The organism is Spirillospora sp. NPDC048911 (assembly GCF_043198015.1).
In the GTDB taxonomy this organism is placed as follows: Bacteria; Actinomycetota; Actinomycetes; order Streptosporangiales; family Streptosporangiaceae; genus Spirillospora.
Genome location: NZ_JBICUD010000001.1, coordinates 967728 through 981132, shown reverse-complemented (window position 1 = coordinate 981132; position 13405 = coordinate 967728). Strand labels below are relative to the sequence as shown.

The following is a 13405-nucleotide window of genomic DNA, read 5'->3' as shown; positions in this document are numbered from 1 at the left end:
TACGAGGCACGCTCAGCCCGAGGACGTCACGACGACCGCTCCCAAAGAACCGACTCAAGCCGCATACCGCGTACGAGGCACGATCAGCTCAAGGTCGTATGACAGCCACTCTCACCCCACTTGAGCCGAACGCCATGTATGAGGCGCGATCAGCCCGAGAACGTCAAGGTGACCATTCTCAAGAGCCGGCTAGCGGGGCGTATCCGGCATGCAGGTGCAGTGCCTCGTGAAGGAGCGCCGGCGCCAGGCGCCCCGACCACCCTGGCCCGTCCCTCCTACGCGCCCCAGGACGAGCCGCGGCTGACCACCCACCACAGCCACAGCAGGCGGTCGGGCGGCGGCGAGCGGGCGGCGCCCAGCTAGCGAGTCGTAGGGACGGATCGACCGGGGTCGGCCGCGCCCGGCGCGGTGCTCTGGCGGAATCGAGCCAGTTCGCGCTGGAGTTGGCGTTTCTCCAGTTCGAGAGTGTGGATCGACTCCTCGTGCTCCTCGCGGAGGTCCCGGAGCTCGCGCCGCACCCGTGCGGAACGGTTGAATCCGAACGCCGCGATGGTGATGCCCGCCATGAACAGAATGGCGACCACCACACCTGCCAAGAAGACCTGCCACTCGGACGTGATGCCTGGCACGGTGTCACCGAACGCACTGATCCGGGCGTCTCCGGTGTTGTCCAGGACGACGGCCGCGCCGACCACGACGGCGGCGACCGCCAAGGCCAGACCCAGGAACATCATGCGGAGGATCTCCTCTCGGCAATCCGGGCGATCAGGCAGATCTCAGCTGGTTAGGGAGCCTAGACCCTCGGCAAAACGGGCGCCACACCTTCGCCGATCATGCGCTGGCGGAGTGCTGGAGGCGTTTCTAGATGTTCTTCCGCCGACGGCCGGCGCGACGGCTCTTGGACTCGGAGGACGAGCCCGGCTTGGCGATCTGAACGTTCACGCCCCCGGGCCGCTTGCCGAGTGTGGCCGGACGGCGCTTGCCCGACGACTTGCCACCCGCCACATCGGCGGCTGGTGGCTTGAGCACGGTGGTGTCCGACGACTTGCTGCCCGCACCGTCCGCGGTCGACGCCTTGAGCACGGCGGTGTCTCCACCGTCCTTGGCACCCGGCGCGTCCTTGACACCCAGCGCGTCGGTGGCGCCTGGCGCGCCGGTGGCACCCGGCGCGCCGGTCTTGCCGACCGCGGGCAGGGTGGCGGTCTTCGCCACGGCCTCGGCACGGGCGATCTGATCGCGCGCCTTGCTGACCCGCTTGCGACCCGAGCCGCCGCGAGCCATCCGTACAGCCATGCCCTTGCTACTCACGCCCGCCTGCGCGACGCGAAGGCGTCGCGTCCACGTGCCGAGGTGAGCCGCGATGACGAGCAGGATCAGCGCGATGCCGACGCTCTTGCCCCACTGCAGGCTGCTGGTGGCTGAGACGGGCTGAGCCTTGACGTTCCCCTGGTTGAGGACCTGCGGCGTCGGATAGGCGAATCCGGGCGTGGCCCCGTCCGGCTGGACGGAAGGCAGCGTGAGCGGCGACTCGTTGTTGAACGGGGTCAGCGGCGTGGAGGGGTTCGGGCCCGTCGATCCCGGCGGAAGCGTCGGAGCACTCGAACCGGGCGGCGGCGTCGTGCTGCCACCGCCACCGGCGTTGGCGCTGGTCGAAGCGGCACCCGAGGAGACCGAGCCGCCCGAACCGCTGGGCCGCTTGGCCGTGACGCTCACCGGAACACTTCCGGAGGTGCCGCTCGGCAGGGTGAAACTCGTGGAGCAACTGGTCCCGGAGCAGAACCTGCCCGCCGAGCCAGAGGTGGAGCCGACGCTGCCCGCGCTGACCGAATAACCGGAGATGTCGTTCTCAAGCCCCAGGTTCCAGCGGACCTTCAGCTTGCCGCCCGACACCGAGGCCGACACTCCGTTGGGCCTCGCCGGCGGGATGGACACGGTGAACGTGCTGCGGTCGTACACATGGTTGGTCGGCCGCCCCACGAGATAGACGGTGTACCGGCCGTTGCGCTCCAAGTAGATGGGGGCGGAAAGATCGCCCGTGCCACCCTTCTTGGTGAGGAACGTGTCGCCCCCACCGGGCGTCTTGACGCGCAACTCCATCGAGATCGCAAAGTCGAAGTGACCCCTGGCCATCACCGATGAACCACTTCGGATCACCGAGCCGTTGCTCGGCGCCAGGACGCTGGTGGTCGCGGCGTCCGCGGACAGGGGCAGCCCCAGGACGGCAGATCCAGTCGCGAGAACAACCGCACCGATCCTGCGAATCCTGGTCACGGAGCAGATCCCTCCATCGAACGGCGGCAACCGCTTTCGCCGTGCCCGAGGAGCCTGGCCGGCCTCGGGGGGCGAGTGCAGCCGCCGTGTCTCGTGATACCTCTGGGCTTACGGCAGCGTAACGTACCAGCTGGTAGCGAACGTCACAGAAAGGTGACAAAGAGGGGACTCTTCGCACCTCCCGGGCCCTATTGTCAACCTGTTCAATAATGTCCGAGGTTGGTCAGAATACGCCCTCTTGTCCCACAGGACCAGCCCTGGCCCGGGAGGAGACCCTCAAACCGCTCCTCGCAATGGGCACGTTGAGCACGATCGTCACCGATATCTCGACGATCCTGCCGCGCACTTCACAGGCCGACAGCCGACCTCCCGATCTTGCCGCGATGAGCTCCGCCGCCTGGCAGGCGGCCGCCCGCCCTTCTGCCAGCCGAGCCGCTCCCGCCAGCGCCGCAAGATCAGCAGCAGCGTCGGCCCGATGCCGAGCCGCTCGAACGCTCCCCACGGTCATCGCCGCCACAGCGGCCACCCACACGACCGCCATGAACGCCACGACCCACACCACCCCCGATCCGCGATCCTCCCTCCAGCCCACCCGCGTAGCCCAGACCCTCACAATCCACCTCCCGCAATACTCCCGACCCGCTAGCCGAGGCATCACTCCCCTTGGCGCCTGGCCCGGAACAGCCGACAACACAACAGACGCCCTCACCTGTCACTCGCATGAGCAAGCCCCTAGCCGCCAAGCAAGCCCCTCACCGTTCGGCAGCGCCCCACCATTCGGCAGCGCCCCACCTCTCGGCAACGCCCCACCCTTAGGTAGGCCCTCTTAGGTAGGCCCTCACCCTTAGGTGGCCTCAGCCTTAGCTGGCCTCACCCTTCGGTGGCCGCACTCTTCGGTGGCCGCACTCTTCGGTGGCCGCACTCTTCGGTGGCCGCACTCTTCGGTAGCGCCCCCACCGTCCGGCAGCGTTTCTCACCGTCTGGCAATGCCTTCCGTCCGGTAGAGCCCTCACCGTTCGGTAACGCCCTGCGTCCGGCCACGTGCTCCGTTCGTCAGGGCCCTCGGTTCGGTAACGCCCCACCCTTAGTAAGCCCTCGCCCTTAGGTGGGCCCTCATCGTTAAGTACGGCACCACCGTGCGAGTCGCCCCGACCCCCAGAAATGCCTAGTCCTAGGGCGCAACCAGGCGGGCAGGCACTATCCACAGCTCACTCGCGACATGCCACAGCGCAGAGCCAGACCCTGCGCCAGCGGCGCAACACGCACAAGGCTTGCGGACAGCCGACCTCAACCTTGGGGATGGGATCACCCCCATCCACCCGGCCTTTCAGTCACTCCCCGAGACGCCACGGTTGGCGCCCCACCCAGGTGATGCGACCGGGACAAGACCCGTCCGTGGTGGACGGCGTCGTCGGCCGCGACACCTGGGCGGCCGCCTGGACCGCGCCCATCGGTTAGGAGACCGTTCATGATCGAGACCAAGGTCAAGGCGGCCGCCTCCGCGTCCGCGCTGGTCACCATCATCGTCTGGCTGATTCAGACGACCACCGACATCACCGTCCCCGCCGAGGTCGCCGCCGCCGGCGCCACGGTGGTCATCTTTCTCGTCGGCTCTCTGGCATGCAGGCCAGTGACGTACAGGCCATCAACTGCACGTTGGCTCCCAAAAGAGCTGAGAGACCCACGAGACATCGCCCGAGCAACAGAGACATGGCCCAGGCGCAGCCGCTCGGCCAGTTCAGGGTGGCGTATTCACCCTGTGGCAACCCCTGGCTCGGTGACGGCGGTGGCTCTCGCGCGGACCGTCAAAGGGGCCAGGCCAGTGGCGCCAGGCGCCCGAACCTGGACGGTCACATCGACTTGTGCCTGGTCGCCCTCGCGGGAGATCTCGACCGCCGCTCCGGTCGGCACCGCACGAGCAACGAGGGCACGAACCGCCGGAAGCGACTCCCCGCGAGCAGCTGCGCGTGCTCCGCTTCGCGCCGCATCGGTGCAGGCGAGCTGAACGGAAGCGACTGAGACGCCCCACAGAGCGACGACCGTAATGAGCACCAGCGCTGGCAGGGCGACCGCGATCTCCGCTGTGGCCGATCCGCGGTCACGGCGCGCCTGGCTCATTCGAGTTGCAGGGCTCGCTTGATGGTCCCTAACAGGAGATCCCGCACGTCCGAGCTCGTTACGATCTTGAACAGGAGGCTGGCGAACCCCGCCGCAGCCACCGTGCCCATCGCGTACTCCGCCGTCGACATTCCCAGGTCCCGCGCACCGCGGCGCCACCGCCGTACCACTGCCTTGATCGCGCCCATCTGAAGCTCCTTCCGCTGTGCGAGCGCCCGATCACGCTCACCACTAGCCTGCGGCAACGCACTCCGAAGCAACAGGCGAATGCCGTTCTGTGGATAACCCGTGCGAGATCTTGATCCGGCGTCACTAGTTAGAGGCGTATGTCCAGCTAGATAGGCAGTTCTGACTTAAAGACGTTGTCGCTCTCCGGAGTCCCGAAAGGGCGCTCCGCCCTTTCACGTGGGGTCTCCACTCCACGGATCGGCCTGCGGTCGCCGTCATCGACGAACAGGATGAAGACAGGCAAGTGATCTTCTCGGCCGTGTGAATGCACGCCTACTACAAGGGCAAAGCGCCACGGTCAGCCTGGCGGCACCAGGCCAAGCCCCTCCACCAGGCCAAGCGCCACATCCGCAAGGACGACGCCGAGCGGGAACATCACCACAGACCCGGCAGCGCGAAGCTTCGCCGAGGTTCTGCGCCGGACAGCCAGCCTGGCGCGCCGGGCCAAGCTCCTCCACCAGCTCAAGCGCCGCGTCCGCAAAGACGGTGCCGGGCAAGAAGATCACCGCGGCCCTGGCTGCGGGAAGCTTCATCGAAGTTCTGCAGCGGACGGCCAGCCCGGCGCGCTGAGCCAAGCTTCTCCAGCAGGCAATGCGCTGCGTTCGCAAGGGACGGTGCCGGACGGAAGGATCACCGCGGTCCCGGCGGCGCGAAGCTTCGTCGAGTTCTGCGGCGCACAGCCAGCCTTGCGGCGCCAGGCCGAGCCCGTCCACCAGGCCAAGCGCCATGTCCTGAAAGACGGTGCCGGGTGGAAGCTCGCCGCGGCCCTTGGCTGCGTGAAGGTTCGTCGAAATTCTGCGGCGCGCAGCCAGCGTTGTGGCGCCAGGCCGAGCTCCTGCACCAGGCCAAGCGCCGCGTCCGCAAGGATGGTGCCGGGCGAAAGATCGCCGTCGTCCAGGCGGCGCGAAGCTTCGTCGAAGTTCTGCGGCGGGATGAGGCCTACAACACCTCGTCATGCACCTGCGGTCGAGTACAGATGCGCGCTCACACTCGCCCGGGATGCCGCAGAAGGTTCGAGGGCCTGCTACCAAGGCAGGAGGATCGTGGAGGCGATCCCGGCTATTGCGGGAGCCACCCCCAGCAACATGAAGGCAGGCAAGAAACACAGGCCGAGCGGGGCGACGGCTCGTACGCCCGCGGCTCTTGCCCTGGCCTCGGCGGCTGTACGAGCGACGCGTCTCTGGTCACTTGCCAGTCGTGCCAATGAGGGTGCCAGTGGGGTGCCGCTGCCAGAGGCCCGAACGGCGGCCCGGGCCAGCGGGGCCAGCGCGGGTTCCTTGGCAAGGGCAAGCCAAGCGACGGCTGGGTCCACTCCCAGTCTGATCTGCACCACGACACTGTGCAGTTCCTCACCGAGAGGTCCGCCAATGGTCGCCCCTACGGCCTCGACGGCTTGCCCCCAAGGAGTGCCACCCCGCAGGCACGCGGCCAGGAGATCGACCGTGACCGGCAGGTCGGCGATCAGCCTGGCCGTTCTGCGTCGACGCTCCATGCGTTCCGAACGGCCGAACGATCGATCCACGGCGATCGCAACGACGATCCCGGCAACGAGACCGATGGGGCCGCCGAGGGCTATCGCGCAGAAGATTCCGGAGAGACCGGCTGCAGCACGGCGAATGTGGAGCTCATTCGACTTCGCTCCACTCTTGGATCCGGGTGCCGTTTCTCCGGGAGAAGAGCGGGGCAATCGATCGCTGGGCGTGGCCAGCGTGATCAGGCTGTCGAGCCTGCGGGTTGCCGGTTTAGGTGAACGCGGCAGGAAGAAGCCGCAGGCAGCCATACAAAGCACTGCGGCGAACATCAACATGTGGATCCTCGCAAGGCTCGGACCCGCCGCCTCATCGGGGCGCCTCGGCGGCTCTGGCCAGACGTTGGGTCCATCCGAGACCGACCGCGTCTAGGGCAAGACCGACGGTGAGGAAGCAGACACCCGGACCCGTGCCGAACAGGAACGCCAAGGGATTGGCGCCCATTGCAGCTGCCATCCCCAGCCCTAGCAACGGAAGACCTGCAAGGAGCCGTGCCGTCGCCCGTGGACCGGCCAATTGAGCGGCCACGTCCTGGCGCTGCGCTTCCTCGTCACGCAAGGCGGAGGCGAGCCCATCCAAGACCGCCGCCAACGTCCCTCCGCGTTCGGCGCCGATCCGCCAGCAAGCTGCTAACAGCCGTAGACCCTCCGCACCCGGCCTTGCAGCCAAGCGCTCTAGTCGCTCGGTGGTAGTGATCTCGTCAGCGGGATCTATCTGCATCCTGCGAGACTTGCCGATGGCGGGCGCACTGCCACCGACGGCAGCAACTGCCAGATCAGCTGATCTGCCCGCCCCAGCGCCCGCCGCAGTGGCAAGGCCCCTCGTAGCGACGGCGCCTGCCATAGCGGAGATGCCGGCCGTGGTGAAGGCAGAGATGCCGGACGCAACGCCGCTAGGCCTGCCTGCCGCAGTGCCAGTCGCAGCCGAAGTAGCAATGCCCCTCGCGGCGACGGTACCTGCCGGAGCGGCAGTGTCTGCCGGGGCGAAGGTATCTGTAATAGCGGCGGCGTCTGCCCTGTTGAAGGTAACTGTGGCGGACGAAACTTCACAGGGCCCGCGTGCCGTGGTTCCGGTATGTGCCGCAGTCCTAGTACCTGCCGCAGTGCCAGCGCCTCCCGCCGCTGCGGTTCCTGTCGTCGCGGCGGCGCTTGCTGTGGTGGAAGTAGCGAGGGCGGCCGCAACGCCGCTAAGTCCTCCTGTTGCAGTGCTGTTAACTGCCGCAGGAGCGGTATCTGTCATGGCAGCGATGCCTCTCGTGGGACAGGTACCTGCCGCAGCGGAGGTGGCGATTGCGGGGGCAACGCCGCTGGGCCCACCTGCTGCGGTTCCGGTACCAGACGCAGTGCCAGGCTCAGCGCCTCCCGTGGCAACGGGACCTCTCGTGGCGGCGGTGTCTGCCATGGCGGAGGCGGCGAAACTGGTCGCAACGCCGCTGGGCCTGCTGTCCACAGTGTTAGTGACTGTCGGGATGCCTGTTGCGATGGTTTCTGGGGCGGTTGGAAGCAGGTCGGCCGCGAGTCGGCGATCGAGGACGGCTGCAGACGCCACGAAAGCTTCTTCTGGTGTGCGGCCGGCGGTCAGCTCTGCGGCCATTCCGTCGCATAGTTCGATGACCCCCGTCCGCCAGAGTTGTTCTGATCGGCGGCGTGCTCTGACGTCGGCTGCCCAGGTTTTGATGGCTTTGAGGAGACTGCCTTTGGAGGGGTCGTCTTGAGGTCTTCGAGCCAGCGCGAGTCTTTGGACTGCCAGGGGCGGCCAAGTCAGGATCCAGATGGCGGCGGCCGCGCAGAATGCCGCAACCGCTGCGATCATTTCGGCGCCTCCGTTCGAACGGGTGTCCAGCGGTGGCCGAGGCGGCTGGCCAGGGCTGCGGCGCCGGTTGAGAGCACAAGGGTGTTGTCCGGGGTGAACGACACTGCGGGAAGCACGCCGATCAGGCCATCAGCGCCTCGGTGAAGAAGGCAGATTTCGGCTACTCGACGGCGCCCGCCACCGGGCTCGCGGACGAGATGCACGACTACGTCCAGCGCGGCTGCGAGCTGGCTGTGCAGTGCTTCGCGGCTCAGGCCGGCCGCACAGCCGAGGGCTTCCAGCCGGGCTGGCACGTCTGCGGCCGTATTGGCGTGGAGGGTCCCGCAACCGCCTTCGTGTCCGGTATTCAATGCGCCTAGGAGATCAACTACTTCGGCGCCGCGTACCTCTCCGACCACGAGTCTGTCGGGACGCATTCGGAGGGCTTGGCGTACGAGCTCGTGAAGCGTCACGCCACCGGCACCTTCGACGTTCGGGGGGCGTGCTTCGAGCCGCACGACGTGAGGATGGTCGGGTCTGAGCTCGGCCGAGTCTTCTACCAGCAGGAGGCGCTCGCATGGATCCGCTCTGGAGAGCAGGCAGCTGAGGAGCGTCGTCTTGCCGGTGCCTGTGCCTCCTGTGACGAGGAACGCCACGCGGGCTGCGATCAAGGCGGCCAGGAGGTGGGCGCCCTCCGGCGGGAAGGCGCCTGCGGCGACCAGTTCGTCCAAGGTGAAGGCTCGTCGACGCGGGAGGCGTAGAGAGAGGCAAGTGCCGTTGGCTGAGATGGGCGGCAACATGGCGTGTAGGCGTACACCGCCTGGCAAGCGAGCGTCCGCGTATGGGGCTGCGTCGTCGAGTCGTCGTCCGGCGGCAGCAGTGAGGCGCTGAGCCAGACGCCGCAGCGTCGCCTCGTCCGGAAAACGCAGCGATGTGCGAACCAGGCCCTCTCCTGCGTCCACCCACACCTCGTCTGGCCCGTTCACGAGAACGTCGGTGACCTCGGGAGCACGGAGGAGGGGTTCAAGAGGGCCCACTCCGACGAACTCGGCGTGTAACTCGTTCGATAACGCGAGAACCTCGCGATCGCCGAGCAGCCGTTCTTCCGCGCGCAAGGCCGCCGCGACCTGCCCTGCGGTGGGCTCACCACCACCTGCGTCCGCAAGGCGATCTCGTACGGCGTCAGAGAGCCTTCGCATACCGATCCCGCTTTCGTCTGTTATCGAGGGCCCGCGCGTTCCGGACGTCCGGCCGTTGGGTGGACGCGACAGGCCGGGCGGATGGCCGCTGGTGCAATTGGATTCAAGCGCCGCACATTGGTGAGCTGGCACACGGCCAGCGTGTGGTCGCGAGCGTCGGGTCATTGGTGCGGTGCGCTGGTTGCGGACTGTGGGTGGGGCTGGCTGCGGCGGGCCGTGTGGTCATGCCGCCTCTTCCGCTGTTCGCTCGTGTGGCTGGAGGCCGAGGTCGTACAGGAGTCCGGCGCAGAAATCGGGTAGGGGTCCGCGCCGTGTGGCCCGTACGAAATCGCCTTGGTCGAGGGCGGAGGGGAGGCGGCGGTCGCGTTCGACCATGCCCGCCAACGGCAGGTTGAGCGCCTCGGCGATCACGCTGGTCGTGAGCCCGCCTGGGGCGGGGCCGCGGACGATCAGACGTAGATCGGCGGTGTCCTGGCGCAACATGGACGCCAGCAACTCGGCGGCCATCGTTGAACGTACCTCGGCGGGCACGAGGAGGAAGGTGGCGTCAGCGACGCGGAGGGCGGTTCGGCCAAGCTCACCCACGTATCGCGGCACGTCGACGAGGACCAGGTCGTACCCGCGTACCGCCGCGTCGATAAGGGAGAGGATCGCCTCCTCGGAAACCGGCACCGGCTCCTTGCGCTGCCAGGAGAGAACGGACAGGTCGCCGAGACTGGGCAGCGCCTCGCGGAGGGTGGCCGTGCTCAGCCTGCCGCGGCGTTCGGCGAAGTCGGGCCAGCGGGCTCCATCGTGATGTTCCAGTCCGAGCACCAGGTCAAGCCCCGCACCGAGCGGATCGCCGTCGATGAGCAGGGTGCGCAGCCCTTGGCGGGCGGCGCTCAGGCCAAGCCCAGCGGCCAGGACGCTGACTCCGGCGCCGCCTGCCGAACCTGTCAGGCAGATCGTCGTGCCACAGCCTTGCGTTGGCTCTGCCGCGGTGGCCAAGGCGTCGATCAACCATGCCTCGTCCCGTGGAAGCTCGGCGAGCTCCTGTGCACCGATCTGGACGGCCAGTTTGTAGACCTCTTCGGTGTCCGTGGAAGGCGCCACCAGTACGACGCCGGATCGCCGCTGAAAGGGTGTTGCCGCCAGGTCTTTCGCTAAGTCGGCGCCGACGAGGATCAGCGACGGAGAGTGCCAACTCGGGCGGGCATGGTCGACCGCACGGGCGACCTCTACCGGGGCGTTGGCCGCGGCGGCCAGCCGCAACAGGTCATCGACGATCGCCGGATCGGCTGACACGATCATGGCTGGACTGGTCATGGGGGCTCCTCGCCTCACGGAGACCATCACCATGCAGTCCGGCACTCATTGATCGGAAGGCCTTCCCCAACCTGTGGATAACTGCTCGGCAAAGCCCGCACTGACTTTGATGGGTCTCCGGAGCGGATGATCTTCCGAGCTGGGCTGCCAGGTGAGACCGCCGGTTTTGCGCATTGTGTCCTGTTGGGATTGAGAATGGAGTTTGGCAACGGGCAGCCCCGTTGACGGCATGGCTGATGAGCGGCTGCCAGGTTGTGAGGACGCGCCTTGCAGTTGGGGCTTGCCTGAGCGTTGTGAACGCGCTTGCGCAGGTCGGTCGGGCAAGAGCTCGTCCGGGCCTGGCGATCTGCCGGTGAGGCCCGATCTCCTTGTGGATGCGGGCATGGCGCTCTGCCTGACCGGTCTTCACCGGGAGGCGGCGGCCTCGGCTTGCCGTTGCAAGGGAGACCGCCGCCTGCGCACATCGCGAGGGCCGACATGCGAAAAACAGCCGGGCCATCTCGGCGGCCCTACGTATAGGGCGACCCCCGCCGGGGGGGAGAGCGGGGGTCGCCGAACGGTCCGGCTCCGGGGGGGTAGAGCCGGCCCGTTTTCCCAAGAAAGCCTCGGGTGAGATCACACTAAGCTGAACGCCAGTTTGATCTATAGGAGAAGCAAACTCGCTGGCTCCAGTCTAGGCAGATACAACATATGCTGCCCGATCGTCGAGACTTTCGTCGAGCGGCAAAGTTGCCCGGCGGGGTGACGTTTTTTCTCACCCGGTTGAGAGGATCCCTACCGGGAGGAGCCAGGCGGCTCCGCAGCGGCACGTACTCCCGCTCCCGTCGACGTTCCCACCCCGTAGTGCCCAGCCTGGAAGTCGGAGCGTACAGCAGATCCAATGATCGTTCTGTCCCGGTACGAGATCGGCGACCAAAAGAATCGATCACACTGTGTGATCGAATCCGGGGCCCGTACGGACGGCGACCGATACGCCCGACAATGACACGTTCCCTGATCGGACACCCTGGAACCCGCTCAAACACACCTCGCCGTTCGTTGGGCACTTCTCCGCTTCGGGGTGTCGCTTTTACGAATAGGGGCTTGTCAACTGGGCGAATGAGGCGTAGACAGGGTGCTACGGACTAAGTGTCCGAGCACGGCACCCGGGCACCCACGCGCGACCAGCCGCGGGAGGCGCGTCGAGACGGGCTTGTCCCGTCCGACGAATATGAGGTGCACGCTTGGTAACCCGGTGTGACGTGACTGGCGGCGGCGCCCTAGACGGGGCGCCGTTCGCTATGTCCAGGCCTTTGGCGTACGAACGCTAGTCGGCTCGGACGTTCAGGCCCAACGCAGTCGCGAGAACGATGGCCTGCTGCGGGTCAATCGTCGCGTTCTTTAGTTCGACGGTGTACGGGTCGACTGCGGAAAGGTCACTTCCGCGCAGGTCGGCTTCCGAAAGGTCGGCCTTGTGCAACCAGGCGCCGGACAGATCCACGTTCCGCAGAGTCGCCCCCTTGCATCGCGCGCCGGTGAGGTCGACTTCGCGCAGGCGTACGTCCATGAAGGAAGCGCGGCGCAGGTCGGCGCCAGGCAGACCGGTGAACGACCAGTCGCCGCCGTTCACCTTCATCAGGTCGTACGTACATCCGTCGAACATGCTGCCCACGAGCTTGCAACCCTTGAACGTGGCGTCGAAGAACCCGCAGCGCACAAAGGTGCAATTGACGAAGGCTGCGTCCGCGTGCGTGGACGCGTTGAACCGCACGCCCCGGAACGTGCAGTCGGTGAAGACCGCGCCCTGATCTCGTGTCTCGGTCATGTCGACGTCCACGAACAGGACGCGTTCGTGCTGCTCGCCGGACAGGTCCCGGGCGTCCCAGTCCTCGAACCGGATCGTCGTGTCGGTCGGCGGCGCGGGCCGGCCTCCCTTGCGGTCGGCCATGGACGGTCAGCCCCTCATGAACGCTTCGCAGATCGCCTGCGAGTCGCGTGCCGCTGCCGCCGTGGCTTCGGCGCAGTGGCCGATCCACGTGGCGACCCCTTCCGGCGTACCGGTCGCATAGGCACGGAGAGCGTCGGCGTAATGATCGGCGAGTTCGGCATGGCCGACCTCTGGCGCGGTCAGCGATTTCGGGTCGAGGCCACGTTCGACCAAGGTCAGGCGCTGCGCGGCGCGCGCGACGATTCCGTCGCCCCAGCCGAATGGGCGCAGCGTGAGCAACTCACCATGGACGACCGCCGCGACGACGATCGCCGGGGCCTTGGTCGGGCTGGTCAGCAGGCCACTGAGCATGTCGAGACGGCTCGCCACCTCGGCAGGAGACGGCGGCTCACCCAAGTCGAGAACGTCCTTGACGTCCTGTCCTTCGCCTCGTGGCCGACCAAGGTCTGCGTCATCCACAGCATCAGCCGCGGCCAGTACGTGGAGACGCGCCAACACCTGGCGAGGGGCCTGACGCCACGTCTCCGCCAGAGAACCCAGCTCGGCGGAAACCCGGAGCGCTCCCTGAATCACGGGATCGGTGGGGCCTTCCCCACCGCGCAGATCGTCCAACGTGACCGGCACGCCCTCCAGAGCCGCTGAAGCTCGGGCCCCTCGAAGTGCGGACTCGGTAGAGACTTCTGCACTCCGACGCCGCAGGATGCGGTGGCCCAGCAGCCGATCCACCGCCTTGCGGGCATCAGCGACTGCCGCGTCCACGCCAGGGAGAGCGGCTACTTGGGCAAAGGCATCGGTCACGCGCCTGACTTTATGCGGTCCAAGGCATCACCCTTACGGCCACCCCGGATCCACCAACCGACGAACTCGGCGGGCGCTGCGGAGTGGGTCCTGATTGCCTGCCGGTAGGGCCGCGCCTGGTGTGTGGGCGCAAACAGGAATCCGCAGGTCTGGCCGTGTTCCGCATCACATAGCATCCTTGCGGAGCCACGAGCGCTGGACGTGTCGCGTCCATCGGGCCGGGGCAGGACTTGTGACCC

Annotated in this window: 11 protein-coding genes; all 11 read right to left on the bottom strand. The window is 67.2% G+C overall.

Annotated features, from left to right (window positions below; all coding sequences use genetic code 11):
• Positions 1-359: 359 nt before the first annotated feature.
• On the bottom strand, positions 360-734 hold the full coding sequence (locus ACGFNU_RS04630; RefSeq protein ID WP_392590144.1) for a hypothetical protein: 375 nt from the start codon (positions 732-734) through the stop codon (positions 360-362).
• Between the two features lie 127 nt (positions 735-861).
• The gene (locus ACGFNU_RS04625) at positions 862-2271 is read right to left on the bottom strand and encodes a hypothetical protein (protein ID WP_392590143.1); all 1410 of its coding nucleotides are present in this window, start codon (positions 2269-2271) and stop codon (positions 862-864) included.
• Between the two features lie 223 nt (positions 2272-2494).
• Entirely contained in the window at positions 2495-2812 is a 318-nt protein-coding gene (locus ACGFNU_RS04620) for an Rv3654c family TadE-like protein (protein WP_392591004.1), read from the bottom strand.
• 1211 nt (positions 2813-4023) lie between these two features.
• A complete protein-coding gene (locus ACGFNU_RS04615; RefSeq protein WP_392590141.1) occupies positions 4024-4389 on the bottom strand; it encodes a TadE family type IV pilus minor pilin in 366 nt (121 codons plus the stop codon).
• A complete protein-coding gene (locus tag ACGFNU_RS04610; RefSeq protein ID WP_392590139.1) occupies positions 4386-4577 on the bottom strand; it encodes a DUF4244 domain-containing protein in 192 nt (63 codons plus the stop codon). The genes ACGFNU_RS04615 and ACGFNU_RS04610 overlap by 4 nt, the downstream gene beginning before the upstream one ends.
• Before the next feature lie 1064 nt (positions 4578-5641).
• Positions 5642-6424, bottom strand: a complete 783-nt coding sequence (locus ACGFNU_RS04605; protein WP_392590137.1) for a type II secretion system F family protein — start codon at positions 6422-6424, stop codon at positions 5642-5644.
• Between the two features lie 31 nt (positions 6425-6455).
• A complete protein-coding gene (locus ACGFNU_RS04600) occupies positions 6456-6866 on the bottom strand; it encodes a type II secretion system F family protein (RefSeq protein WP_392590136.1) in 411 nt (136 codons plus the stop codon).
• A gap of 1088 nt (positions 6867-7954) precedes the next feature.
• Positions 7955-9136 (bottom strand): TadA family conjugal transfer-associated ATPase, encoded by a 1182-nt coding sequence (locus ACGFNU_RS04595; protein ID WP_392590134.1) that lies wholly within the window; start codon positions 9134-9136, stop codon positions 7955-7957.
• 222 nt (positions 9137-9358) lie between these two features.
• Positions 9359-10441, bottom strand: coding sequence for a septum site-determining protein Ssd (gene ssd, locus ACGFNU_RS04590; RefSeq protein ID WP_392590133.1), 1083 nt, complete (start codon positions 10439-10441; stop codon positions 9359-9361).
• Between the two features lie 1306 nt (positions 10442-11747).
• Positions 11748-12368, bottom strand: a complete 621-nt coding sequence (locus ACGFNU_RS04585) for a pentapeptide repeat-containing protein (protein WP_392590131.1) — start codon at positions 12366-12368, stop codon at positions 11748-11750.
• A gap of 6 nt (positions 12369-12374) precedes the next feature.
• Positions 12375-13166 (bottom strand): oxidoreductase, encoded by a 792-nt coding sequence (locus ACGFNU_RS04580; protein WP_392590129.1) that lies wholly within the window; start codon positions 13164-13166, stop codon positions 12375-12377.
• Positions 13167-13405 lie beyond the last annotated feature (239 nt).

Excerpts from the sequence above, each read along its gene's own strand:
- ACGFNU_RS04630 (WP_392590144.1), bottom strand. The coding sequence starts at position 734 with ATGATGTTCCTGGGTCTGGCCTTGGCGGTCGCCGCCGTCGTGGTCGGC.
- ACGFNU_RS04605 (WP_392590137.1), bottom strand. The coding sequence starts at position 6,424 with ATGTTGATGTTCGCCGCAGTGCTTTGTATGGCTGCCTGCGGCTTCTTC.
- ACGFNU_RS04595 (WP_392590134.1), bottom strand. The coding sequence starts at position 9,136 with ATGCGAAGGCTCTCTGACGCCGTACGAGATCGCCTTGCGGACGCAGGT.
- ssd (WP_392590133.1), bottom strand. The coding sequence starts at position 10,441 with ATGACCAGTCCAGCCATGATCGTGTCAGCCGATCCGGCGATCGTCGAT.
- ACGFNU_RS04620 (WP_392591004.1), bottom strand. The coding sequence starts at position 2,812 with ATGGCGGTCGTGTGGGTGGCCGCTGTGGCGGCGATGACCGTGGGGAGC.
- ACGFNU_RS04600 (WP_392590136.1), bottom strand. The coding sequence starts at position 6,866 with ATGCAGATAGATCCCGCTGACGAGATCACTACCACCGAGCGACTAGAG.
- ACGFNU_RS04610 (WP_392590139.1), bottom strand. The coding sequence starts at position 4,577 with ATGGGCGCGATCAAGGCAGTGGTACGGCGGTGGCGCCGCGGTGCGCGG.
- ACGFNU_RS04585 (WP_392590131.1), bottom strand. The coding sequence starts at position 12,368 with ATGGCCGACCGCAAGGGAGGCCGGCCCGCGCCGCCGACCGACACGACG.
- ACGFNU_RS04615 (WP_392590141.1), bottom strand. The coding sequence starts at position 4,389 with ATGAGCCAGGCGCGCCGTGACCGCGGATCGGCCACAGCGGAGATCGCG.